Genomic DNA, 25605 nt, shown 5'->3' with positions numbered 1-25605 from the left:
ATCGTGATCGATATCGCATCCATCCAGGCCGCCCGCGAGAACCTGCGCGGGCAGGTGCTCAAGACCCCGTTCACCCTGTCCCGCACGCTGTCCGACATCTTCGGCGCCGAGATCTGGCTGAAGTTCGAGAATCTGCAGTTCACCGCGTCCTTCAAGGAGCGCGGCGCGTTGAACCGCATGCTCACGCTATCGGACGCCGAACGCGCCAAGGGCGTGATCGCGGTCTCGGCGGGCAATCACGCCCAGGGCGTGGCCTACCATGCGCAGCGCATGGGGGTGCCGGCGGTGATCGTGATGCCGCGGTTCACCCCGACCGTGAAGGTCGCCAATACGCGGCGCTTCGGCGCCGAAGTCGTCCTGGCGGGCGACTCCTTCGATGACGCCAAGGCGCGCGGCTACGAACTGGCCCAGGAGCGCGGCCTCATCATGATCCACCCCTATGACGACGAAGCCGTCATGGCCGGGCAGGGCACCGTCGCGCTGGAAATGCTGGAAGACCAGCCCGAGCTCGATACCCTGGTCATCGCCATCGGCGGCGGCGGGCTGATCTCCGGGATTTCCACGGCCGCCAAGGCCGTGAACCCCGCCATCGAGATCGTGGGCGTGCAGACCGAGCGTTTTCCGGCCATGTACGCCGCCGTCCAGGGCGCGACCATGCCGCCGGGGCAGTACACCATTGCCGAGGGCATCGCCGTCAAATCGCCCGGCGATCTGACGCTGCCCGTCGTGCGCCGGCTGGTCGACCGGATCGAGCTGGTCAGCGAGGCGGACATCGAGCATGCCATCGTCGTGCTGCTGGAAATTGAAAAGACCGTCGTCGAAGGCGCCGGCGCCGCTGGCCTGGCCGCCTTGCTGCGCGCGCAGGAAGAGGGCAGCGACCGCTACAAGGGCAAACGCATCGGGCTGGTGCTCACTGGCGGCAATATCGATCCGCTGATGCTGGGCGAATTGATCGAGCGCGGCATGGTTCGCGCCGGACGCCTGGCGCGCATCCGCGTCGACCTGCGCGACCTGCCGGGCGCGCTGGCCCACGCCACCAAGCTCATTGCCGACGCGCAAGCCAACATCACGGAAGTGCATCACCAGCGCGCGTTCACGTCGCTGCCGGTGCGCAATGTCGAGGTGGATTTTGTCCTCCAGACGCGAGGCCCCGAGCACATCCAGGAAGTGATCGACATCCTGAACGCGGCGGGATTCGCCGCCAGCAACCACGACCACTGATCCGCCGCGCGGCGTCGACACGCCGCCGTTGCTTTCAATTTCCTGTCAGAAAACTGTCGCTCCCGCCGAACTTTTGGCGGGAGCGATTTTTCATGGGCGAGGCCCACGCATTGACCGGCTGAAGGGCCGAATAGGTTTGCGGCCTAGGTGCGACTGACTTGGCCCCACGCGCACCTCTGACCCCGAAAAAATGCATCTGCATATTTCAGGACTTCGGGCGTTGAATTTTTCATGGAACTTTTTGGCGTCGGGCTAACTTCCCCGAAAAACGGTCTTTTCGGGCGATGTTCCTGGATTGCATCACCATATTCATACCGGCCCTCGACCGCCCGGCGTCCATTCCGTGTTCTAGGGATATCCCCCGGGAAGTCATGGTTGATACCGATATGGATTATGTCGTTCCACGATTTACCATCCCGCGTTCATGTCGTTGCCGCCCGTTGAAGCGGCTTCGTCGAAAGAGAAACGTTCGCAGTTGAGGCTGTCTTTTGCTGGCTGCGACGAATTAGGGAGAAAGCAGATTGATAAGAAACAGACAGGATTTCTGGTCTGGCGTGATGTTCATCGTGGTGGGAGGAGGCTTCGCCTTGCAGGCGACCACGTATTCCATGGGAACCGCGGCGCGCATGGGCCCCGGCTACTTTCCGTTCTGGCTCGGCATCGTGCTGGCGCTGATGGGCGCGACGGTGCTGATGAGCGCCTTGTCCCCCCGCGCCGAAACCACGACCATCGGCCGCTATGACTTTCGCATCCTCTTTCTCGTCGTCGGGTCCGTGTTCCTGTACGGCTTTTCCCTGCGCTATCTCGGGCTGTATCTCTCGGTATTCCTGCTCGTCCTGATCAGCAGCGTTGCCAGCCACGAATTCAACTGGAAGGTCGCCGTCGCCAACGGCCTGTTCCTCGTGGCGTTCTCCTACCTCGCGTTCATTCGCGGGCTGGGTCTCATCTTTCCGCTGTGGCCCAGCGTGCTGACCAACTGAGGTACCGGACATGGAACTGCTTCAAAACCTGATGCTGGGCTTTTCGGTGGCATTCACCCCCGAAAACCTGACCTACGCATTCATCGGCTGCCTGCTGGGCACGCTGGTGGGGGTGCTGCCGGGACTCGGACCCGTGCCGACCATCGCCATGCTGCTGCCCATCACCTACGTGCTGCCGCCCACCGCGGGCCTCATCATGCTGGCCGGCATCTACTACGGCACGCAGTATGGCGGCTCGACCACGGCCATTCTGGTGAACTTGCCGGGCGAGACCTCGGCGGTGGTGACCGTGCTGGACGGGCACCAGATGGCCCGAAACGGGCGGGCCGGGGCCGCGCTATCGCTGGCAGCCATCGGCTCGTTCTTTGCGGGCAGCGTCGCCACCGTGCTGATCGCCGCCTTTGCGCCGCCGCTGGCCGAAGTGGCCTTTGCGTTCGGGCCTGCCGAGTACTTCTCGCTGATGGCCCTGGGCCTGATCGGCGCCGTGGTGCTGGCGTCGGGCTCGCTGCCCAAGGCCATCTGCATGATCCTGCTCGGGTTGCTGCTGGGCATGGTCGGCACCGACGTGAACTCGGGCGTTGCGCGCTACGACTTCAGCATTCCCGAACTGCAGGACGGCATCGACTTCGCCATCGTGGCCATGGGCGTGTTCGGCCTGTCGGAAATCATGAGCAACCTGGAACTGAAGGAAAACCGGGTCGAGATCACCGACAAGGTGGGATCTCTGTATCCCAACCGCCAGGAATTCCGCGAGGCCGCGCCGGCCATCGTGCGCGGCACGGCGCTGGGCTCGGCCCTGGGCATCCTGCCGGGCGGCGGTTCGGTGCTGTCGGCGTTCGCGTCCTACACGCTGGAAAAGAAGCTCTCGAAAGAGCCGGAACGCTTCGGCAAGGGCCACCCGGCCGGTCTGGCCGGTCCCGAATCGGCCAATAACGCCGGCGCGCAGACCTCGTTCATCCCGCTGCTGACCCTGGGCATCCCGGGCAACGCCGTGATGGCGCTGATGGTCGGCGCGATGACCATCCACAACATCCAGCCCGGTCCGCAGGTCATGTCCAGCCACCCCGAGCTGTTCTGGGGGCTGATCGCCTCGATGTGGATCGGCAACCTGATGCTCGTGGTGCTGAACCTGCCGCTGATCGGCATCTGGGTCAAGCTGCTGCGCGTGCCGTATCGCATGCTGTTTCCCGCGATCCTGGTCTTCTGCACGATCGGGGTGTATTCATTGAATTACAACGCCTTCGACATCTTCATGTTCGCCATCTTCGGCATCATCGGCTACGTGTGGAGCAAGCTGGGGTGTGAAGGCGCGCCACTGCTGCTTGGCCTGGTGCTGGGGCCCATGATGGAAGAAAACTTCCGCCGGGCGCTGCTCCTGTCGCGTGGCGAGTTCTCCACCTTTGTCACGCGCCCGCTGTCGGCCACGCTGCTCGCGCTTGCCGCGATCCTGCTGGTGCTGGTGGCATTGCCCGCGCTGCGCAAGAAGCGCGACGAAGCCTTCGTCGAGGTCGACTGACTTTTCTGGATCCGGTTGGCTCCGGGTCTGGTTCGGCGCAAGCCGGCCAGACCCTTTTTTTATTGCCGGGCCACCAGGTTCTTCAGGCCGTACAGGCGTTCCCGATGCAGGGTTGCCGTCAACGGCTCCGGGTCGCGGCCCAGCGCGACATAGTCCGCCGGAATCTGCGCGATCGCATCCTGCATGTTTTCGGACCCCGCGTGCCACCACTGCACCAGCATCCGGTCCGGGTTGTAGACGTCCAGGCCCTGGCGGCGCAGCTCGGAACGGTTGAAGTCCTTCAGATTCCACGTCAGCACCTGGACGGTCGGCGTCTGCGGCAGCCCGCAGCGCGCGCGCCGCGCCAGCCCGGCCGCGATCACATGGAAATCCTTGGGGTCGCTATAGCGCAGCGACGCCTCATAGACCTGCGTGTCGGATTCCAGGGCCGCCGGAAACCGCGCGTTCATGTCCGCCCAGAAATCGGCCATCACCTCGGGCGGAATATCCCAGATCCGGCAGGCGTTGCGGCGCCATTCCTCGCCAATGCGCTCGGTCCACACGGGCTGAAACACACCGGCCTCGGCCAGCCGCAGCAACAGCCGGCGCAGGATGCCAGACATGAGGACGCAGGCGTCCAGGACGATAAACGGGGGAGAAGGAGGGGGCAGGCTCAAGATCGGTACGGCCGCGGGTCCGGAAAACGCGCACACGCTGCGCGCCGCGGACGCCCGGGCGGGCGGAAAAATGGAAGGCGAGGCAGAAGGATAGTGTTTTTTCTGGCGTTCTGCCCGACCACGCATTACTTCTTCAGGATTTCGTCCAACGCTTGCAGCACCAGATCGCTGGTCCCGTGCAGGCTGACGGCGAATGCGCCGTAAATGACCGTCAATACCACCACCGCGCTCACCCACGGCGTCCACCAGGGCCAAAGCCGGCCAACGCGATAGCGGCTAGAAACGATATTCTCTTGCGCATCGGTAAGCACTTCGGGCGTCTCGCCACGCATTGCACGGAGCTCGCGATGCAATTTGGAAATAATCCCCTGAAGCGCTTCGTTCTGATTATGTTGCATGCCGTATTTGCCTTTGAAGCCTAGGCACAGGCACAGGTACTTGAATTCCAGGACATCGCGGTATTTGGTGCGGTCCATCATCATGCGCGACAGAACCGTGAAGAACTTTTCACCGCCCCAGGTTTCGTTGTGATTCACGCTGAGCAGTGACCGTTCGGCCCACCGTGAATGCGCGCCCCAGGGCGTGCCCATGACCGCTTCGTCGATGAAACTGCACAAGGCATACCGATAGGCCAGTTGCGTGGCGCTGTCGTAATCGTGCTGGCGGATTTCCTCATCCAGCGCTGCGATCTGGTCGCGTACGGCGCCATAAAGTTGCTCCACGCCTTCATAAGTCGCCAGTTTGCGAAGGCGGATGACCAGCGCGAATAATGGTAGTGCGCCGTCGACCAAGGGGTTATAGCCATGCCCCCGCAGTTGGAAATTCAGATCGGGGTCGCGATCGATATTTTCAATGGTGTCGAATGCGATCAGACCTTTCTGCTCGATCGCCGCGACGGGACTTGTTCGAAAAAATCCCTCCGGCTCGGCATTTATATTCTGGATTGTGCTCATGTCATTGGCTCCTGATCGCCCAGAACTGCAATTCCATTTCCGGATAATCCCCGGCAATGTGGAAACCAAACCCCGCCGTCTCTCGCATCATCTGCCAGCTTGGGTGGCTTCGATCAAACTGAAAGTAGGTAAATCCCGCATGAAACGGCAGGTGGCGCGGCGCGACGGGCAAAGGCAATAACGGAATGCCCGGGAGCTGCAGGCTGACCAGTTCGCCCAGCCTCTCCATCGACGTCACCTTGGCCTGCTGCACGAATTGCTGCCGCAACGTGTCCAGCGGCATGCGCGCGCGCACCGCCAGGATGAAGTCGGCTTCCGAATACAGGCACCGGTCGTGCACGGCGCAGGTCAGCACGCCGTATTGTTGACGTTCGATGGGCAGCGAAACCGCACGGGGTTGAAGCACCGTGCTCAGCGCACGCCGCAACGTGTCTTCCAGCACGCGGAACGACGCGCGCGGATCGTCGTGCTGATAGGCCGGGTACTCCTGAGGAATTCGGCCCTCGTCGGTGAAGGTGACCAGTTCGCCGCAAGCCTGGCTGAAAGCGACGTACAGCTGCTCTGGATGGACGCGGCGCAATCGGGAAAGATGCAGGAACAGCGGATGCAGGCGATTGAGGACCAGCAGCAGGTTGAAATCGGTCACATCGGCGACGCCGGCCTGGCCGGGAGAGCCGATGCGTTCGGCGATGTTCTTGGCGCGCTCACGCATGAGACCGGCGATCTCCCCGAGATAGCGCTTGAGCGGAGGAATCGCATTCAGCGAGATTCCCGTGGGGTAGAACGATTCGTCCAGCAGCAGGCTGCCATCCGGACGGCGGTCGAGCAGGCGGCATAAGGCAATGCCTGTAAACGCGCTGCGGTCGTCGCGCTCCAGCGCAAGTTGCAGATTCAAGGCCGCCAGGTTCATCGGTACGTAATCGCCCTCCTGGCTGTGCGTGTCACGCACCTCTTCGCTGCGCGTCACGTAACGGGCATTGGCGTAGGTCTCGGGCCATTGCACCTCCAGCACGCCATCGGAACGCAGCGGCAACGTCAGGTACACGGTCTGGTTTACGGCCGAGGCGTCGGTGATGGGCAGCGGCACCGGAGGAGGCTGATCGTTGGGGATGTCGAATACGCTTCCGTCGGGCATGACGCCGCGCGCGCGCACAATCGCAATCTTTCCAAAGCTCAGGTATTCCTGGTTCAACTCCAGTTCACTGAACCCATACAGGTTTTCGCTGACCCCGCTGATGCGCTGATTGGCGTGGTGCTCGGCGGCGCGCGCCTGCTGTTGAAAATGCTGAGGCTTGACGAAAAGCCCCTCGCTCCAGATAACGGGATTGCGTGATGTCATGGATTGGAACTCGATTGCAAGGGACGATGGCTTTCGTCGGTGATGGCGACGCGCGTGCCGCTCAGCGTCAGCAGCAGGGCATACCGGCGTCCCTTTGGCTCCAGACGGAAAGCCTGCTTCCACACAGCGCCGTTCTGCGCGTGGAAGTCGGCCACGATGGCGACATATCGCGTGTCCGGGCGGATGCGGGCGAAGTCGATGTATTTGAACTGCCCGGGCTGCAGAACGTAGTCGTCCTGCGTCACGAAGGTGGTCCCCAGCGCTTTTTCCAGGTCCTTGGCCAATAGCAGCGGGTCTGCGTTCAACAATAGCGAATCGTCCTTGAGTTGCAATACCTTGAACGCAATGGGCGTGGCCAGGCTGCGCGATGGAGTGGCGGTCGGGAGAGCGGCGATATCCAGTCCTTGGCTGTACTGCCCAAGACCGCGCGCCGGCGCGTGCGCCTGCGGGTCGGCAATGTCCTCATCCACAAGCGCGAGGGGGGAGGGGGCGCTTGTCAGGTGCTGGCTGGCCGCCGCGGCTGGGGCGCCGAATCCGCGGTTGGGCAGGTAGTGGGGCGATACATCTAGCCTGGCGGGAAGCGGCGATAGGGCCACGACGACACGGGCTTGGGAGACGCGGGATGAGCCGCGATCGACACGGCTCATCGATTGCGGCGACGCCGCTGTGTCCTCGAGTTCGTCGAGCAGCGCCCGCAACTCGCCGATCAAATCGTGCCGGTTGCCCGATCGCAAGCTGATTTCGAATGCATCGCCGCTCGCATCGCCTCCCGGCTGGGCGGTGCCGGACAAATCCGCAGGCTGCGGCACGTGGGCGCTCTCGGGATTTGGATTGACGTCGTCGGCGGCGTACAGGCTCAGACCGATCAGGCTGGGCTGATCGTCCGGGGCGCCCACTGGTATCGACGGGTCCATCAGGATCTGCCCTGTCTTGGTCAGGACCTCGCCCACCGTGCCGCACCCGACGAGCATGCTGACTGCAAGCCCGGCCAGGATCGGACGTTTCATTGGGCCTCCGCACGCACGGCGCGTTCGTAAGACTGCGCGAAAACTTCCCAGAACAGTTTCTCGAAACCGCGCTGGCGTGCCGAGCGGAGTTCTTCGTAGTAATGCGTGTACATTCGCCATGCCCAGTCGTTCGAGCCCGCATGGGCGGAATCTTCATTTCCATAGCGGCGGAAGCGTTTCACCAGCACCTCGGGAGAAAACGCTTGCAGCAGGGCATCCAGCCCCGCTTCGATTCCCTTGATAATGGCGGCCTGATGCCCCTTGAACTGCGTCATCGTCTCTTCGACCGCGGCCTTGGGCGACAGATGCACGACGCTGCGCTCTCGCGAGAACAAGGCGCGCACGGTGTCCGGATAGCCTTGGCCCAGGCGCAGCGGATTGTCCTCGATGGGCTGCAGCGTCAGCGTGTTCATCGCCAATCGCGACTCTTGAGGCTCCGTGGCGTCGTACAGCGCAGCAATGCCTCGAATGGCCGCGCCGAGCGCCTGCCCGGCTTCGACCAGCAGTGCACGGCCCGCCTGCGCGTCCATGTCATCGAGCGCCACGTCCATGCCCTGAAGCAGCGCCAGCGCCGCCTGCGCAGAATCGCCAAAGGAGGGCGCCGCCGGGGCCGTCCTGCCGGGGTCGGTAAGAGTGGGTTCGCGTGACTGCGACATGCTGAAGTCTCCAGAAGTGATCTTGGGCGAGCCGGCGACCGCAACGTAACGGGTGGAGGCCAGGTCCGGCTGGGTGGGCGCAAGCGCTGCGCCCCGCGCATTGCCGGCATCCAGTGGCGAGGGCGGGGCGAACGAAGGTTGTTCCGCGGCGTCCAGGGCGCGCAGCGGGTCAAGGTCGGTGCGGGAATCGCGGGCGGCAGCCAAAGCCTGGAAGGCGGCATCCGCGCCGTGTGTGCCGCGGGCCTGATCGAACGGATAGCGGTCGGCCGGCAAATCGTCCATTGCGGCGCGATGCGCATTGAGGATCTCGCTCACGTCATACTGGGCGAGATGGCGCGAAGCATCCGGCATCGCATGCAGCGCGTCGTCCAGGTGCACCGTAACCCTGTACGGCCCAATGTGCAGGACGTCGGCGTCGCTCAGGCGCGCGCCCACCATCACGCCCAAGGGGTCGCGCGCATCGTTGACACGAGTGAATCCTGATCGGTCTATCACGCAGAATGCGTCGTCGCTGTGGCGGATCTCGCAGTGCAACGCAAGCACGCGTCCCGCCTTGTCCACCAAGGTCCAGCTTGCGCCGTGGCTGCCTATGGTGCCGCCGTTCAAGTCAAATCGATGCCGGGGCGTGCTGCCATGCTGCAGCGCCTGGGGATTGGCGACGACGAGCACGATGCCGCGCTCGGAGAGGGGGGTTGTCATAAGCGCGCCTTGATTCTGACGTGGGAGGCGCGGCGCACGACCGTATGCGCCACGAAGCTGGTCCAACCCAGATGCGCGCCGCTGGCGCGTCCCAGGTTGAAGGGCGGGACCTCTTCCTGCCGCAACCCGAGTTCAAGGTCATAAGCGGCCGGGTCGCGCAGCAGGAAGTCGATCAGTTTGCGCAGGCGTTCGAAATTCTCGCCGCTGGGCAGGAACTCGCGAAAACGTCTTTGATCAAGGTCGGAAATGACGATGGTGAACTTGCTATAGCGTGTACGTACACGATCGCCGATCACAAAGGAATCGCCCAACGTTCCGTTGCGCCTTCCCAGCGTTAGCCGTTGGCCAGGGTTGATGTGCATGTATCGCGGCTCGAACTCCCGCAGGCGCACCGTCTTGAGGTCGAAACAGTGCGCAATGATGCCCGCGACCACCTGCGCTGAACGGCTGCGCCCCGCAATCGCGCCCGCATAACTCAGCAGGCGGCTCCAGGCGATGGGGGTCACGCCGCGTAGCTCCGAGTCCCCCAATCCCACCATGGCGAAAACGTAGCGCGAGAACCGATCCTGCGCCTCCCTTTGGAAACGCACGTAATAGCGATACTTGCGCCAGGCCTGATGCAGCAGCGTCAGCAGCCGGTGATGGAAGAAGTCCAGAAATGCCGGACGGATGCCAATACCTTGGCCGTATTCGTAAGCGAGCCGATCCAGATAAAAGCCGGGCAGGGGGGAATCCGGTCCCTGCAGGCCGAAAAAAGTGGCTTGCACGCGGTAGTCGCTGCTGGCGGACGCGGGCATGCGTTCGGCCAACTCGACGTCGGACGCCGGAAATCCCAGTCCTGCGGAGCTGCCAAGGCGCACACGCTGGCGCTCCGGCGCCGCGCTGTCGGGGGCTTCCAGGTTGTCGCCGTGCAAGCCGTGCAACTGCTCGAGCAGGCGGAAGAAATCAAAGTTCTTCGCGTCAGCCAGCAGATGGTCAGCTAGATCAGCGGTTGTTTGCCGGTCTGCAGGGGCCATTCGTAGCGCTCGTTGTTGCCGGTGTTGGTGGCTTCCAGCAGGTGAAAGGAATTGATGCTCGCGTACAAGGCGAGGAAGTGACTGAGCACCGTGCCGAACAGGTACAGGTCGCCTTCGCACAGGAAGGCCTGCGGATCCAGCCGGATGCTTGTCTTGAGGCCGCGGATGGGAAGGCCCTTCATCAGCAGGTCCGTCGGTGTGGTGACCGCGCCTTCGATGCCGTCCAGCCGCTTTCGCGTGGCGCGGGCGCGCTGAATGTCATGCAGCGCCGCGAAGTCGTAGCCGCGAAGTACCGCCTTCAGCGGCTCTGTCGACAGCAAAGACAGGTAATTGAGCGACAGGTTGGAAATCAGCGTCCATTGCAGTTCGCCGTCCAGGACCGGCCGATATGACGGCGTGGGCCTTGTGACGTTGCCATAGCGTGCGAACGTTGGCGTGGTTTGCGTTTGCAGGCAGATGTCACCAACCGCGAGGGATAGGGGCAGGTCCTTGTTGGTGCAGGTCAGCGCAAGCGAAACGGTTTCATCCTCATCGATGTAATGGGTCTCGTCGCTTCGGATGAACGAAATCCGATGCCGCACGCCGTCGCTGGCCAATTCCTTCTCGATCCGCGTTCGGTAGTAGAGGGCCGACCGGCCCTGCGCATGTTCGATCTCGTGCTGCAGTGATTCAAACGGATGGAAGGTACGCAGGAATTCTCCGCGCTGGCCATCCGCCTTGCGGTGCCAGCCGCTCACCTTGTCGATGCTGAAGATTTCGTAAGCGTCCTGGCGTTGTCCCCCCGGCAGAATCCGTTGCGCTGCCTGACGGCCATTCAGATTGATGGGCTCTGCATCGTGCTCGAACAGATTCACTGCGGGCGTGCAGTACAGCATCAGGTCGTTGTTGCGCAGCCGGATGTCGGCGGGCATGGGGCGCGAGAAATGGAACTCCACGCGGACGTTGCCGTGGCTGTCCGCCGGCCAGAGTGAACGTAAGGCCGTCAGGCTGAAGAACTGAAAGCGGCGGGGGAAGATGAAGTATTCCTGGAGGATCCGATAGCCGTCGAACACGTTCTTCGGATAGGGAAGCAACGCTTCTTCGGGAGAGAATCCGGGAAAGCTCACCTGGCGCGGCGACAGCTGGCGCGTTTGTCCCCCGCATTCCACCCGTATCTCGCTCAAGTACCGGGATAGCCACAAGTACAGCGTCAGTGCTGTGGTGTCGTCACCGCTCAGGTGAAAGTCGAGCTGATCGCAGTCGAAGCTGTCCAGCGAATTTCCCGCCATCGGTGCAAGGTCCACACGCATGATGGACTTCTCGCGCGAGTGCGCATCGCTGACTTCCTGGATACGTAGCGGATAGATCGTGACGTCCGCGCAGGTGCGAAACTCGCAACGGATTCCCTCGACGGGGTGAGACAGGATCTGCGTACCCTTTGGTATCACCTGCCGCGTCGTGATGGCGCGATCTACCGGGTCGAACCGCATGATGGTCACGCTGGGCAGGGGGCGCAGGTAATTCGGCCACAAGAGTTGCAGGAGCGAATGGGTCAGCTCGGGAAGGTCGTCTTCGATCTTGAGCCTTAGCTTGGCCGTCAGGAACGCAAAGCCTTCCAGCAGCCGCTCCACATCGGGGTCGGCCGCTTCGTCGCCCAGAAACTGCGATAGCTGCGGATTGTCGCGTGCAAACTCGCGGCCGAGCCTGCGCAGGTAATCCATTTCTTCGCGGAATTTTCCCCGCAACGGCATGTTCGATGCGCCTCCTTGGGCGATGGCTATACGATTCGCGCGAGTCGATCCGGGCGGTGGATGATGAGGTCAATCTCGACCTGTTCGGCGGCGTTGGCAAGGGGAACCAGGCAGTCCAGCCGGAAAGTCAGGTCAAGCGGACGCGAGGCATCGGGGCGGGCGCGAACCGCCAGCACGCGGACCCGAGGTTCGAACTTGGCCACCGACTGGCGGATGTCCTGGCTGACGCGGAGCAGCAGGTCGGCGCTGCCGATGGCGGCGTCATTGAAGTCGCGCAGACCCAGGCCGGGCGTGCTCAGCGAACACCCCTGACGGCTGTTGAGGATCAGCTCGAGATGACGCTTGATCGCCAGGATGCGCGCCGCTGCGGCATCCTGGCGTGACCGGACGCGCCGCGGCGGCGCGTCCGGAGTCAGCCGCTCGAACAGGCTCGCCTGCCCGGTTGTTCTGGGCATGCCGCGTTATTCCTTGTCCAGGCGGCCCACGAGCGACAACTCGAAGTTGGCGCCCATGTACTTGAAATGCGGGCGCACGGCCAGCGAAACCTGGTACCAGCCCGGGTTGCCGGCAACGTCCTGCACCTGGACTTTGGCCGCGCGCAGCGGACGGCGGCTGCGCACATCGGAAGACGGGCTTTCCTGGTCCGCGATGTACTGCTTGAGCCAGCCATTGAGCTCACGTTCCAGATCTTGCCGCTCCTTCCAGCTGCCGATCTGCTCGCGCTGGAGGACCTTGATGTAGTGCGCCAGGCGGTTGATGATGAACATGTACGGCAGCTGCGTGCCCAGCTTGTAGTTGGTCTGTGCCTCCTGGCCTTCGGGCGTCTTTTGAAAGCGTTTGGGCTTTTGCACCGAGTTGGCGGAGAAGAAGGCGGCGTTGTCGCTGTCCTTGCGCATCGTCAGGGGGATGAAACCCTCTTCGGCCAACTCGAATTCCTTGCGGTCGGACACCAGCACTTCAGTGGGAATCTTGGCTTGCAGTTGTCCCAGGGATTCGTACAGGTGCACCGGCAGGTCGTCGACCGCGCCGCCGGATTGCGGTCCGATGATGTTCGGGCACCAGCGATACTTGGCAAAGCTCTCGGTGATACGGCTGGCGAGCAGGTAGGACGTGTTGCCCCACAGATAGTTGTCATGGTCGCCTGCGATCGTCTCGCGGTACACGAAGCTGCGGGTGGGGTTTTCAAGGGGATCGTAGGGCTGGCGCAGCAAGAAGCGCGGCATGGTCAGTCCAAGATAGCGGGCGTCTTCGGATTCGCGCAGGCCGCGCCATTTCGCAAAGCGCGGACCTTCGAAAATGTCCTTCACTTCCTTCAGATTGGGCAGATCCTGGAAACTCTTGAGGTTCAGGAACTCGGCGCCGGCCGCGGCGAGGAACGGCGCGTGGGCCATTGCGCCAACCGAGGCGACATAGCTAAGCAGCTTGATGTCGGGCGCCGAGGGGCCAAACGTGTAGTTGCCCACAATGCTGGCAATCGGCTCGCCGCCGAACTGCCCATATTCGGCGGTATACACGTGCTTATACAAACCACTGCGCGTGATGTCGCCGCAGCCTTCAAAATCGTCGAGCAATTCGTCCTTGGTGACGTGCAGGATTTCGATCTTGATGTTTTCCCGAAAATCCGTCCTGTCCACCAGCAGTTTGAGTCCACGCCAGGCGGATTCGAGTTCCTGCAGCGGCTTGTGATGCAGAATCGCATCCATTTGATGACCGATTTTTCGATCGATTTCCGCAATCATCTGGTCGACGAGCTGTTTATTTACCTGCTGCTCGCGTTCATCGCTTTTTAGAATTTCGCCGATGAATGCCGCGACCCCCCGTTCAGCGACGGCATAACCCTCGTGCGTGGGTTCGATTCGGGTCTGCGCCATGATCTGCTCGAGCAGTCCCTGGCTTTGTTTCGTTTCCGGTGCAACGCTGGCTTGAGCCTTCATGCGCTTGTCCTTGTAAACCTGTGGGCAGTAGGTGATGGGTGGGGGATCAGGATGCGGACGTGTCCAGCACGAGGTCCAGTTCCTTGGCCAATGCGCTGCGCGCCTTGTCGTCGGCCAGCAGCGATTGCAATTGCTTGCGGAACGCGGGCACGTTGCCCAGTGGCCCCTTGAGCGCCACGAGCGCCTCTCTGAGCTCCAGCAGCTTGTTCAGTTCGGGCACCTGCCGGGCGATGGCATCCGGCGTGAAATCCTGGATGCCCTTGAATTGCAGGCCCACGCTCAGGGTGTCGTCCTCTTGGCCATCGCCGAGTCGAGTGGGCACCTGCATGGCCAGTTACAGTCCGGCGCCCGCCATCACCTCGTCGAAGTTGTCCTTGTCGACGCGGACCAGCGGGCGGTCTTCCAGCGCGGCTTCTTCCCCATGTCCCTTGAAATCGCCCGTGACGAGCAGCTTGAGGGGCAATTCCATTTCTGTCTGCTGATCACCCGTCGCGGGCACGTATTTGATGTTGATACGTTCTTGTGGGGCGACGGAAGCCGATTTTGTAGCCATGAAAGTTCCTGGTTATTAACGCGGAAGCAACGGATTTGGAAGGCCCTGATTAAGCCGGGCGGTGACGGTTGGTGTTTTGTAATTAATCAGTTTGGTTTTTGAAATACTGATTTCGGTGATCCTAAGGGGGTTATCGAGTTCGCAGAATAATAAGAATTCGAAAAATAAATGCTTGTTTAATTTGTTGTTCCTCGCATATTCTTGCCGCGTATTTTTGTGGGTTTCAGATAATCTCCGTTATTAATGGCTGCATTTGCGGAGTGTGTTTGGGCCTTGAAGATAAATAACGACATCGAGTCGGCCGAGTGCGATCCATGATCAGAATTGATTTGCCCGCAGTTATTCAGCGCTTGAACCCTGCCTGCCGTCAGGCTCTGGAAGAAGCCGCCAGCTTGTGCATCAGCCAGCGAGGCGCCGAGGTGACTGTTGCACTGGTGATGTCCAAGCTCCTGGACCAGCCGCTGGGCGACGTCAGGTTGTTATTGCGGCACGTCGCGCTGGACGTGGATGGGGCGCGCGCCGTCATGTCCGGGCGCGCGTCGTATCAGGCCGAGAGCACGGAGCAATACCCAACCTTTTCTCCGCTGCTGATCGAGTTGCTTCAGGAAGCCTGGCTGCTCGGATCGTTGGAGTTGGGGCAGACGGAGATTCGGGGAGGCAGCCTGCTCCTTGCGGCCCTGCTCAATGCGCCGCGGTATCTGCCCCTGGCGGCGGTCTCGTACTTCGAGAGCGTCAATCGCGAAGCGCTGCGCAAGAATTTCGGCGTGGTGCTGGCGGATTCGTCGGAAACACCCGCCCAGGTCGGCGCGGCGGCATCGCTGCTCGCCCCAAACAGTGACGACAGCGCGCTGGGCCGGTTCGGCCATGACCTCACTGCTCAGGCGCGCGAGGGACGCATAGATCCGGTGCTTTGCCGCGACGCGGAGATCGACCTGGTGATCGACATTCTGTCGCGCCGCCGGAAAAACAATCCCATCGTGGTGGGAGACGCCGGGGTCGGGAAAAGTGCCGTCATCGAGGGGCTGGCGCTACGCATCGCCGAGGGGCGCGTGCCCGAAGCGCTGCAACAGGTTGCGATCTGGGTGTTGGACTTGGGCGCGCTGCAGGCCGGTGCGTCCGTCAAGGGTGAATTCGAAAAGCGGCTGAAGGCGGTCATTGACGAAGTCAGGTCGTCGGCGCGGCCGGTCATTCTGTTCATCGACGAAGCGCACACGCTGATCGGCGCCGGTAATGCAGCAGGAAGTGGTGATGCAGCCAATCTCCTCAAGCCCGCGCTGGCGCGCGGCGAACTGCGCACCATCGCCGCCACGACGTGGTCGGAATATAAGAAATACTTCGAGAGGGACCCGGCCCTTGCGCGCCGCTTCCAACTGGTCAAGGTAAACGAACCCAGCGCCGAAAGCGCCGTTCACATCCTGCGCGGCCTGCGCCAGACCTATGAGGAGGCGCACGGCGTCTATATCGGCGATGACGCCCTGCAGGCAGCAGTCGCATTGTCGGCGCGCTATCTGTCGGGACGTCAATTGCCTGACAAGGCAATCGACGTCCTGGACACGGCCTGCGCTCGCGTGGCCACCGCGTTGGCCGAGCCACCTCGCAAACTGGCAAATCTGATGCAGGAGCAGACTCAGATCGAGGCGGAGTCAGCCTTGCTGCGGCGCGACGCGCGGGCAGGGAAAAAAGCCAATCCTGCACGATTGGCGGCCTTGGAGGAAATGTCAGGCGACGAGCAGCGGCGGGCCGGACACGTTCAGGCGTCCTGGACAAGCCAAAGGCAACTGGTCGACGATATTCTGGCCTTGAGAAGCGGCCAAGGCGAAAGCGCGTCCGTCCAAGAGGATGCGGACCTCGCCTCGGCGGTCGCCGAGCTGGCCGAATTGCAGCGCGGCGGCGCGCTGCTGCATGCGGATGTTGGACGGGAGCAGATCGCGCAAGTCATTGCGGACTGGACCGGAATTCCGGTGACCACTCTGGACAGCAGCCAGACGGAACGTCTGGCGCAACTGCCGATGTTGCTTCGCGAGCGCGTCAAGGGCCAGGAAGCGGCGATAGACCGCGTGCACAGGCACTTGCTCACCGCGATGGCGGATCTGCGACGACCCGGCACCCCGCTGGGCGCTTTTCTGCTTGCCGGTCCCAGCGGTGTCGGCAAGACCGAGACGGCGCTCGTGCTGGCTGAGGTGCTGTTCGGCGGCAAGCATTTCCTCACCGTCATCAACATGTCCGAATTTCAGGAAAAGCACACCGTGTCCCGCCTGCTGGGCGCACCGCCGGGCTATGTCGGCTACGGTGAAGGCGGTGTGCTGACCGAAGCGATCCGCCGGCAACCGTACGCCGTGGTGCTGTTGGACGAGGTGGAGAAGGCCCATCCCGAAGTGCTGAACATTTTCTACCAGGCTTTCGACAAGGGCGAGCTAGCCGATGGGGAAAGGAGACAGATCGACTGCAGGAACGTGCTGTTCATCCTGACGTCGAATCTAGGCTTCGACGAGCAGGGCGGTGAGCTGGCGGATTTGACTGACGAAGCGCTGCGCCAGCGGCTGTTGGCCTTTTTCAAGCCCGCGCTGCTTGCCCGCATGCAGGTCGTTCCGTACCGCTACCTGGACGAAGCCGTGCTGGGAGAGATTGTCGATGCACGGTTGGCGCGGCTTCAAGCCCAATTCCGCACGCGCTATGACGCCGTGCTGGACATCGATATAGAGGCACGGGCTGAGTTGCGGCGGCGCTGCAACCGCCACGCGAACGGCGCCCGATTGCTGGACGCGAACATTGACGGCGAACTGCTCCCGCCGTTGTCCCTGGCGGTCTTGCAGCGCCTGGCGACCGGCGCGCCGTTTGGCAACGCGAGATTGCAGTGGCAATGCAGCGCTTTCACGGCCAGTCTGGACTGAGGCGCGGCGATGAACGCGCATGACGTGGCCGAGATCGCCAGGAATCTGGCCATGGCCCCCAATCCGCGGGCGCTGGCGGTTGTTTTCCTGTCCGCTCTCACCCGATTCGCAAGTTTGCGCGCCGCCTGTGTGTACGTGCGCGATGCGGCGGGAGATCAGTTGCTGCCACTCGCCAGCGTCCCCCCGGAAACAGAACCGTTTCCGGCGATAGACCTTGAGGCGCTGGACGATCCGGTCGTCTATAGCCTGACGGCGGGCCAGCCATGTTTTGTGGAGCGCCTGTCGGCGCTGGTCGCGGTGGGCGCCGGATTTGAACGCCTGACGCAGTGCTTGGGACCGCAAAGCGCGTTGCTTGCGCTGCCGCAGCGCGACAGTCGCCAGCATGTCGCCTCCGTGCTGGTATTGGCTGGCGATGCGCGCCGCCTGCAGACCTGGCGTGCCGATCCGCTGTGGCAATTGTTGCTGCAGACCCATGAGCTTCTGGCGGCGCGCCTGTGTGCGCAGATGAGCGCGTCCGAAAACGCGCGCTACCAGAACAGCTTGCGCCAGCCGCAGGAGGAGCGCCGCGGCGTTCGCACGGCGCGCTTGCTGGCAGCGGAATTCATCGGCGTCAGCCCTGCGGCCAGGCAGGTTCGGGAGGACATCCTGCGCTTTGCCGACTCCACGCTCGCCGTGCTGTTGACGGGTGAAACGGGAACGGGCAAGGACCACGCCGCCTGGTTGATCCATCAGGCGTCACCGCGCGGAGGAAAGTTCGTGCCGGTGAATTGCGCCGCGATTCCCAAGGACCTGATCGAGGCCGAGCTGTTCGGCAATGTGCGCGGGGCCTTCACCGGCGCGACGCACGCGCGCGCAGGGTTGGTGGCGCAGGCCGATGGCGGGACGCTGTTCCTGGATGAGATCGGCGACATGCCGCTTGCCCTGCAGGCCGCCTTGCTACGGTTGCTCAACGAAAAGAAGTATCGGCCCCTTGGAGGCGATCGGGAGCACGCCTCGGACTTTCGGCTGATCTGCGCGACGCATCAGCCCCTGGCGCAGTTGATCCAGGAGGGACGATTCCGCGAAGACCTTTATTTTCGGATTCGCCAGCAGACGCTTCATCTGCCCGCGCTGCGCGACCGGCCAGACGACATTGCCGCGCTGGCGTCGCACATGATCCTCAGGCACAACCGCGAGCAACGCACCCATGTGCAGGAGCTGGAGGCACGCGCGCTGGCGTTCCTGGAGAGCCATCCCTTTCCCGGCAACGTGCGAGAACTGCGCAGCATGTTGCTGGTTGCCGCCGAGCGGGCCGGCGCCGGCGCGGCGATCGGCCTGCAGCACCTGCATCAACCGGAGGCTGGCGGCAACGCCCTCGAATGCGCCGATCAGGTGCATCGCCATCTGCATGGCCTGCTTCACACCGACAACTTGCCGCATGCGGTTCATACCTTCGAACGCCTGCTCGTCACCGCACGCCTGCAATCACTGCAAGGTTCGCGCAGCCGGGCGGCGCAGAGCCTGGGCATTCCCAAGCGCACGCTGGCACGCCGATGCCAGGCCTGGAACCTGGACCGCGAGGACTCTTCCCGATGAAATCTCCGAACACCTTTTGCCTTCTGATGCTGGCGGCTGCGACTTGCCATGCGGAGACGCCGCCCATTCCTTCCACGAGCGATTGCACGGCGATCGTGTCAGGGCTGCAGCGGCTCGCGTGCTTTGATCGCATCGCCGGCACGCTGCCAGAGCCAATGCCGGCAGTTGATTCGCCCTCCATAGTCGTTCCCGCAGCGACATCCGTCGTGCCGCGCCCGTCCGCCCTGGTTGACCTGATCCGCCGGAACGAGGCGCAGCGAAGCGAGGGCGACAACACGTTTCTTGTTTCTCGCCAGGAAGATGCCACGCCCGGGCAGACGCAGATCTTCATCTCGGCGCCAGCGCTTGACGGCGCGGCCGACTCCGTCTATCTCGCCCTCAGTTGCATCGCCAATATCTCGCGGCTTCAACTGCTCTTGCCAGCACCTGCGGATCGCAACCAGATCCGCATTCGGCTGTTTATCGACGAACGGCCATTGTCGGCGTCTCGGACGTGGCAGGTAATCGAGCCGGGCAACGTGGTCGACGCCGGGCGGGGACTCGTGGCCATCGACCTGCTGCGCCAGTTTGTCACGGGTGGCCGGCTGCGCGTCGAGAGCGATTACGCCGTCGTTCACGGACTGATGTTTGACGCGGCTGGGTTGACCGGGCTGATCGCGCAGCAACGGGAGGCATGTCATTGGTGATCGACTACCCCGCGCTGGACCTGGAAGCGTTGCTTGCGCCGCTGGATGCCGCCAGTCCGGCTGGCTGCTTCGATGAGGAAGATGAGACGTTCCAAGGCATCGACCATGAGATGGTCAAGCTGGGCGGCCTGCATGAGCCGCGGCTGGACTGGGCTTATGTCGACGAGGCGTCGCGCCAGTATCTGGCGTCGCAGTGCAAGCACTTTCGCGTGGCAGGGCATCTGATCGCGGCCCGATTGCGGGCCGGTTCCTGGCGAACTTGGGCTGAGGCTGCCCATGTACTGGCCGGCATGGTCGAGCGCTATTGGGAGGCAGGCTTTCCCAAGCCCGGCCCGACCGGATTCCTGGGCAAGCGCCGGTTCGTCGCGTTGCAGGTCGAGCGGCTGGGCGCGGCGTTGGGGGGCTTGCGAGCGCAGGACGACGCCCGGCAACACCAGGAGTTTGCCTCCAAGGCGCTTGATGCGCTGCAGGCGCAGGCGGCTGCGGCAAAGCTGGACGTTGCCATGCTGACGCGGTTGGAAGCGCAATTCGCCCGACGCGTGGAGCAGCTGCGGTATCCGGAGCCGGCCGCCGCCGTGCCCGCCTTGGGGCAGCAAGGCGGCCAGGCCATCAGCGAGGCCTTCTTCAACGTGCCCGGCGAGGCGTTGAAGCAGGGAGACGAACGCGAGAGCCGGCGCTCTTTGTTGAGCGTGGCCGACTTCATCAATCAGCAAGATGCTTACGATCCGGCCGGCTATCAGCTTCGCCGCTTTGCGTTGTGGGCGCATCTGCACGCGGCGCCGCCCGTGCGAAAGGAGATGCGCACGGAACTGATGGCGGTGCCCAACGACATTGCACACGGGTATGGCGAGGCACTGACCGCCAACACGGTCACGCCGGCGCTGCTCCAGCGTGTCGAGAAAAGCGTGGTGGCGTCGCCGTATTGGATCCGCGGGAGCTTTCTGGCCGCCAGCATCGCGCGGCGGTTGGAAATGAAGGAAGTGGCGTCGGCGATCCGTTCGTCGACCGAGCGATTCGTGCGCCGCATTCCGGTTTTGGTCGACTTGCAGTTCAACGATGGCCGCCCTTTCGTGGACGCCGAGACGCTGGGTTGGCTGAGCGGCGCAGATGCGGAAATCGCCGCGCAGCCTGCCACGTTGGAGTTCCGCGTCTTGCGAGAGGAATTGTCGGCACAGCTTGCAAGCGATGGCGTGGAAGCCGTTTTGCGGCGCCTGCAGGAATTACAGGGCGAGGACGCCACGCCGAGACAGCGGGGGCACGCCCGCGTCATCGCGGCGGAGATGCTTGCCGTGCGCGGGCTGTCATGGCTTGCGCAAGACCTGTATGCGGGCGTCGGACGGCTCATGCAGGACACGCCTGCCAGTCAGTGGGAGCCGGAGCTGTTCGGCCCACTGAGCCAATACGTGCCGGCCCGATCGGGCGCGGAAGAACCACAACGTTAAAGCTGGGTTTTAGAAGGAAACGCGATGTCGAGAATCTGGGCGTATTTCAAGCGATTTGGCGGGCCGGTGCTGCGCCAGTTCAAGAGTGCGATGCCGGTGCTGGTGCTGTTGGGCGTGCTGTTCGTGTTGATCGGAATCTGGTGGCTTGGCCCCTCGCTAAGCTGGAACGGCCGCCGTCCGCTGGACGAGGCGCCGGCCAGACTGCTGGCCATGCTCGCGGTCCTGATGTTGCCGCTGATCGTTTGGCTGGCCGCGTTGCGCCGACGCAACCGTCGGCTGGAGACCGAACGCGAGCAGGCGGGGCAACGACAGGAGGACCCGGCATTGCGGTTCGTCCAGGCGCAGGAGCGTGCGCTCGACGCGAGTCTTGCTGCCTTGCGGGCCAATCTGGACGGCCGCAATGCCCTGTACGCGCTGCCCTGGTATCTGGTTCTGGGACAACAGAACTCGGGCAAGACCAGCTTCATCAACCGGTCGGGTCAGCGATTTTCGCTGACGGGGGAGATCAAGTCGGGCAGCGTGCGCGCGCCGGCAGATCCGGACCTGGCCTATGGCATCGATTGGTGGATGGGCGGCGAGGCAGTGTTGATCGACCCGCCTGGGGAGCTGATCAGCCAGATCGAAACGGCAGACGAGGAGGCCCCTGCAAACGGGGAATTGGGCCAGGACGCCCGCGCCGACGGTGCCGCCAAGCCTGGCAAGCACTGGCCCGCCGGCCTGCACGGGCGCCTGTGGGAAGGCCTTATCGACTGGCTTGGCCGCAACCGCAGCCGGCGGCCGCTCAATGGCGTGGTGCTGATGGTCGATCTGGTGACATTGCTGAACCAGAAGGCGAGCGACCGCAAGGCGCTGGCGATCCTTTTGCGAACGCGCCTGAGCGAACTGAGCCGGCACCTGGGTACGCGCCCGCCGCTGTATGTGGTGTTGAGCAAGTTCGATCTGTTGGCTGGATTCGAGCCGTTTTTCTCACGCCTGCCGCGCGCGGTGCGCGAAGAGATCTTCGGGTTCACGTTCACGCTTGATTCCGTGAAGCAGTACGACGCATGGCTCGAGGAACTGGCTAGCCGCTATGACGGCTTCATCGCCCGGTTGAACGAACGCGTGTTCGACGCGCTGGCGGATGCCAACGCATTGGAAACCCGGGAAGCGCTGTTTTCACTTGTCGGCCAACTGGCCGGCATGCGCCCCGTGCTGCTGGGCTTTCTGGCAGAGGTGCTGGGCAGCGATCGCTACACGACGCCGGCGCTGCCGCGTGGTGTGTACTTTTCTTCCGTCTATCAGCAAGGATTGCTCTGCAACGCCTTCATCAATGCTGCGTCGCAATCATATGGACTGGCAGAACCGCTGGCGGACACCCAACCGGCCGGCCACTCCGTGGTCTATTTTGCGCAGCGGGTCTTCCAGCGCATCATCTATCCCGAAGCAGGTCTGGCTGGCGACAACCTGAAGGTGCTGGCCGCCAAGCGTCGCGTTTTGCGGTTGGGATTCGCCGTGGCGGCGCTGGGCAGCCTTGTGTTGATCGGTGGCTGGTATCGCTACTACGACATCAATCGCGAGCTTGCGACGCGGGTGCTGGAGCGCAGCCGGGACTTCAGTGCTTTCCAGATTGATGGCAGCGCTGATCCGACGGGCCGAAACTTGCTGGCGCCGCTGGACCAGATCCGTAGCGCGGTTTCGGTGTTTGGCGACTATCGCGAAGCATGGCCGGTGGTGTCGGACCTGGGGCTGTACCAAGGCCGCAAGATCGGCCCTAAGGTGGATGAAGCGTACCTGCAGCTGCTGTCGCGGCGGTTTCTGCCCGAACTGGCCGGGGGGATAATGCAAGCCGTCAATGCGGCGCCGGCCGGCAGCGACGAGCAGTTGGCGGCGCTGCGCGTTTACCGGATGATCGAGGATATCGACAATCGCCGCGCGCCCGTCGTGCAGGATTGGATGAGCACACGATGGCAGGCGGCGTTTCCGGGCGACGGGGATGTGCAGAACGGGCTGATGCGCCATCTGGCCTATGCCATGAAGTACGCCCGCACCGATCTGCCGGCGCATCGCGACCGCGTGGCGCAGATCCAGGCCCGGCTGCGGCAGGTCCCCATGCCTCAGCGCGTATACATGAGCATGCGTGAGCAGGCCGGCAAGGCCTTGCAATCGCCGCTGGACCTGCGCAATGAGGTCGGTCCCGCTTTCGACATCGTTTACCGGACCGCGGACGCCGGCAACGCCGCCGGTCCGGATACGCGAATCGCCGCCCTGCTTACCGCGCGCGGTTACCAGAGGTACTTTGAGCCGCGCAGCGAGGACTTCACCGACCTGGCGCTCATCGATCAATGGACGTTGGGCGAGCGCGCGCGCATCGAGTATTCCGAAGCCGACAAACAGGCGCTCGCCATCCGGGTTCGCGCGATCTACAACCGCGACTACATCGACACGTGGCAGCGCAGCTTGAATCGTCTGGAAGTGGCTGACTTTGACGACATTGCCCAGGCGGTGAGCGTGCTGGGCAGCGTCATCAGCCCTGCAGCCCCCTTGCGGCGGCTGGTGGAGACGGTACGCGACAACACCAGCCTGCATCCTTTGGATGCGCGCATACCGCAGGACAAGCCGGATGCCGAGGGGGCAACTCCCGCCCGCGTGGCCAAGGACCAGCAGATTGCCGCCATCGCGCGTCCCTTCCGTCCATTGACCGATGTGCTGCGCGCAACGGAACTTAAACCTTCGTATCTGGACGAGAGCATCGCTGCCGTGGCTCGGGTCCATGACGTTGTGAAGAGCGTGCAGGACAGCCCGGACCCGGGCAAGGCGGCCCTCAGCGTGGTGCTGGAGCGATTCACGCTGAAGGGCGAGGATCCCATCGGCAACCTTCAGCGCATTGCCGCGGGTATGCCGGAGCCGCTCAACCGGCAGGTGAAAAAGCTGGCGGATGAATCGTCGCAGGTTCTCGTGATCGAGGCGCTCAAAGAGCTGGAACGGCGCTGGAATACCGAGGTCTATCGCTTTTACGACGAACGTTTGGCCAACCGCTATCCGTTCAATCCGGCGGGCCGGACCGACGCGTCGCTCGAGGATTTCACCGCCATGTTTGGGCCGCAAGGACGGCTGGCCCAATTCAAGGAGCAATACCTGAAGCTGTTTCTGGAAGACAACCTCGAGGCGTTGCATTCCGAGCGGCACGGAGGCTATCTGGTGCGCATGGACGTCCTTGAACAGCTGGAAGCCGCAAACCGGATCCAGGATGCGTTTTTCAATAGCCGGGGGGCGTTGAGCGTTCAGTTCAGCGTGGAGCCCTTGGGACTGGCGGCAACGCGGCGAAGCAGCGTTCTGAGCGTGGAGGGCCAGTTGATCTCCTACAGCCATGGGGCGGCCAACAGCGTCGTGCTGATCTGGCCCAACAGCTTGGGCGCCAACACGGAAAGCCGCGTCACATTGGTGCGCAGCAACGGCACCAGCAGCACGCTTGCGTATCGGGGGCCTTGGTCGTTGTTCCGTCTGTTGAGCCAGGCCCGGCTGGACAGCGCCAACGCGACCAGCGTGGACCTGAGCTTCAGCGCCAGCGATGGTGCGATGCGTTACCGGGTATCTGCTGAAAAGTCCCACAATCCATTCACACACGCGCTCTTCGAGGGATTCGCGCTGCCTCGGACCCTGTTGGCGGACCTGCCGCGCAAGGGGAAGGCCGTTGCCGTCGTGAATGCCCGGGAGGCCAACGGAAGGTCCGCATCGCTCAAGCGCTGAGTTGGCGCTCAACCCAGCGGCGTGGCCGTCAGCTGTTCCGCCGGAAACGGGACCAGCATTTCGCGGCTTCGCTCCGCTGCGGCGGTCAGCCATTCGCCGTATGCGCCCTCAGGCAGGATCACCACCATGCGCTTTTCCGTGCCGGGTTGGTGGTAGCGGCTGAACAGGGGATCGAGGTCGGCGTTGATGGTGAGCATGGTGTAGGTCTCGTGCCATTGCCCCGCCGCATCGCGATACCTGTCCCACAGTCCTGCGATGCCCATGGGCTTGCCGTCGGCGCGGGTGAAGCGGGTGGCCACGGCCTTGCCGGAGGTCCAGTCGGGTTCGAAGATCGCGTCGGCGGGGATGATGCAGCGTTGCGCGCGGCGCCAGGCGTTGCCGAAGGTATAGGACGCGGCGGCCGTCTCGGCGCGGGCGTTGAAGGTGGACAGCTTGCTGGCGCGGTCCAGGCCGCCCGTGCGGGTCATGGCGCTGATCAAGCCCCAGCGGCCGGTGACCGCCTCGCGTTCCGGGACGGCATCGTCGCCCGCGTCGTGTTCGGGCGGGCGGCGCACGAACAGCCCTTCATAACGAGGCCACATGTCGTACTTGCCGATGGCGGCGGGTTTGCGGCGCACGCCGAACTTTTGCAGCAGCAGTTCGGCGTCTTTCAACGTCTGATAGTGCGAACACATGGACGGCTCCCCGGACTATCGGGCGGCGCGCTGGGAGCGCGTCTCGAAGTCCTAGCTTGCCGCGCCGGTGCGCGGTTTGTCCAGTGCGGGGGTGATGCGAGGGGTGGTGCCCGAGACCGGAATCGAACCGGTACGGCCGCGAGGCCGAGGGATTTTCTTACCACTTCGGCTTTCGCCGCCAGCACAGGCTTGCTGTTCGTGGTCTGGAGCACGCCTTCACCATAGCCTTGCCGGCCTTAGGTGCCCGCCGTCTGCTCTCTACACCTTCCCCGGTTGGCCACCGGGGCTTGGCTCGGCATTAGCGCGGACGGGGTCCAGGGCCTTCACCGAGTTTGACGGGCTACACCTTTG

General features: G+C 63.3%; 18 protein-coding genes and 1 pseudogene. 8 read left to right on the top strand and 11 right to left on the bottom strand.

The annotated features are described in order from the left end of the window. Positions 1–3: 3 nt before the first annotated feature. The 3 genes from FBY20_RS05415 to FBY20_RS05405 all read left to right on the top strand — a co-directional run bounded on the left by FBY20_RS05415 (position 4) and on the right by FBY20_RS05405 (position 3717). Positions 4–1221: a threonine ammonia-lyase gene (locus FBY20_RS05415; protein WP_142050567.1), complete on the top strand. Its 1218-nt coding sequence runs from the start codon at positions 4–6 to the stop codon at positions 1219–1221. A gap of 557 nt (positions 1222–1778) precedes the next feature. Continuing rightward, on the top strand, positions 1779–2201 hold the full coding sequence (locus FBY20_RS05410; RefSeq protein WP_056321452.1) for a tripartite tricarboxylate transporter TctB family protein: 423 nt from the start codon (positions 1779–1781) through the stop codon (positions 2199–2201). Between the two features lie 10 nt (positions 2202–2211). Further along, positions 2212–3717 (top strand): tripartite tricarboxylate transporter permease, encoded by a 1506-nt coding sequence (locus FBY20_RS05405; protein ID WP_142050564.1) that lies wholly within the window; start codon positions 2212–2214, stop codon positions 3715–3717. 59 nt (positions 3718–3776) lie between these two features. On the opposite strand, the gene FBY20_RS05400 is transcribed toward FBY20_RS05405, so the two are convergent. From FBY20_RS05400 to tssB, 10 genes and pseudogenes are all read right to left on the bottom strand, one after another. Then, positions 3777–4373 (bottom strand): PIN domain-containing protein, encoded by a 597-nt coding sequence (locus FBY20_RS05400; protein WP_082586279.1) that lies wholly within the window; start codon positions 4371–4373, stop codon positions 3777–3779. 125 nt (positions 4374–4498) lie between these two features. Further along, positions 4499–5326: a type IVB secretion system protein IcmH/DotU gene (gene icmH, locus FBY20_RS05395; protein ID WP_082586261.1), complete on the bottom strand. Its 828-nt coding sequence runs from the start codon at positions 5324–5326 to the stop codon at positions 4499–4501. Between the two features lies 1 nt (position 5327). Further along, the gene (gene tssK / locus FBY20_RS05390) at positions 5328–6665 is read right to left on the bottom strand and encodes a type VI secretion system baseplate subunit TssK (protein ID WP_142055812.1); all 1338 of its coding nucleotides are present in this window, start codon (positions 6663–6665) and stop codon (positions 5328–5330) included. Beyond that, a complete protein-coding gene (gene tssJ, locus FBY20_RS27910) occupies positions 6662–7672 on the bottom strand; it encodes a type VI secretion system lipoprotein TssJ (RefSeq protein ID WP_142050561.1) in 1011 nt (336 codons plus the stop codon). The genes tssK and tssJ overlap by 4 nt, the downstream gene beginning before the upstream one ends. Next, complete coding sequence (gene tagH, locus FBY20_RS05380) at positions 7669–9027, bottom strand: type VI secretion system-associated FHA domain protein TagH (protein ID WP_142050558.1); 1359 nt, start codon at positions 9025–9027, stop codon at positions 7669–7671. The genes tssJ and tagH overlap by 4 nt, the downstream gene beginning before the upstream one ends. After that, positions 9024–10043 (bottom strand): type VI secretion system baseplate subunit TssG, encoded by a 1020-nt coding sequence (gene tssG / locus FBY20_RS05375; protein WP_142050555.1) that lies wholly within the window; start codon positions 10041–10043, stop codon positions 9024–9026. The genes tagH and tssG overlap by 4 nt, the downstream gene beginning before the upstream one ends. After that, on the bottom strand, positions 10007–11773 hold the full coding sequence (tssF, locus tag FBY20_RS05370; RefSeq protein ID WP_142050552.1) for a type VI secretion system baseplate subunit TssF: 1767 nt from the start codon (positions 11771–11773) through the stop codon (positions 10007–10009). The genes tssG and tssF overlap by 37 nt, the downstream gene beginning before the upstream one ends. Before the next feature lie 26 nt (positions 11774–11799). Next, positions 11800–12228, bottom strand: a complete 429-nt coding sequence (tssE, locus tag FBY20_RS05365) for a type VI secretion system baseplate subunit TssE (protein ID WP_142050549.1) — start codon at positions 12226–12228, stop codon at positions 11800–11802. Between the two features lie 6 nt (positions 12229–12234). Then, a complete protein-coding gene (tssC, locus tag FBY20_RS05360; RefSeq protein WP_142050546.1) occupies positions 12235–13707 on the bottom strand; it encodes a type VI secretion system contractile sheath large subunit in 1473 nt (490 codons plus the stop codon). A gap of 46 nt (positions 13708–13753) precedes the next feature. Continuing rightward, a pseudogene (gene tssB, locus FBY20_RS05355) lies at positions 13754–14260 on the bottom strand (type VI secretion system contractile sheath small subunit). A gap of 314 nt (positions 14261–14574) precedes the next feature. Here tssB and tssH point away from each other — a divergent pair. The 5 genes from tssH to tssM all read left to right on the top strand — a co-directional run bounded on the left by tssH (position 14575) and on the right by tssM (position 24580). Then, a complete protein-coding gene (tssH, locus tag FBY20_RS05350) occupies positions 14575–17151 on the top strand; it encodes a type VI secretion system ATPase TssH (RefSeq protein ID WP_142050543.1) in 2577 nt (858 codons plus the stop codon). 9 nt (positions 17152–17160) lie between these two features. Continuing rightward, a complete protein-coding gene (locus tag FBY20_RS05345; RefSeq protein ID WP_142050540.1) occupies positions 17161–18726 on the top strand; it encodes a sigma 54-interacting transcriptional regulator in 1566 nt (521 codons plus the stop codon). Continuing rightward, entirely contained in the window at positions 18723–19412 is a 690-nt protein-coding gene (gene vasI, locus FBY20_RS05340; protein ID WP_222119261.1) for a type VI secretion system-associated protein VasI, read from the top strand. Before FBY20_RS05345 ends, vasI begins: the two co-directional genes overlap by 4 nt. Continuing rightward, entirely contained in the window at positions 19400–20854 is a 1455-nt protein-coding gene (gene tssA / locus FBY20_RS05335; protein ID WP_142050537.1) for a type VI secretion system protein TssA, read from the top strand. The genes vasI and tssA overlap by 13 nt, the downstream gene beginning before the upstream one ends. Positions 20855–20920: 66 nt before the next feature. Then, complete coding sequence (gene tssM / locus FBY20_RS05330) at positions 20921–24580, top strand: type VI secretion system membrane subunit TssM (RefSeq protein ID WP_222119260.1); 3660 nt, start codon at positions 20921–20923, stop codon at positions 24578–24580. 8 nt (positions 24581–24588) lie between these two features. Here the strand turns inward: tssM and FBY20_RS05325 are convergent, their stop codons facing one another. Beyond that, on the bottom strand, positions 24589–25254 hold the full coding sequence (locus tag FBY20_RS05325) for an SOS response-associated peptidase (RefSeq protein WP_056321492.1): 666 nt from the start codon (positions 25252–25254) through the stop codon (positions 24589–24591). Between the last annotated feature and the right edge of the window lie 351 nt (positions 25255–25605).

Source organism: Achromobacter sp. SLBN-14 (genome assembly GCF_006715415.1).
Lineage (GTDB): Bacteria > Pseudomonadota > Gammaproteobacteria > Burkholderiales > Burkholderiaceae_B > Achromobacter > Achromobacter mucicolens.
This window is presented reverse-complemented; position numbering and strand designations above follow the sequence as displayed.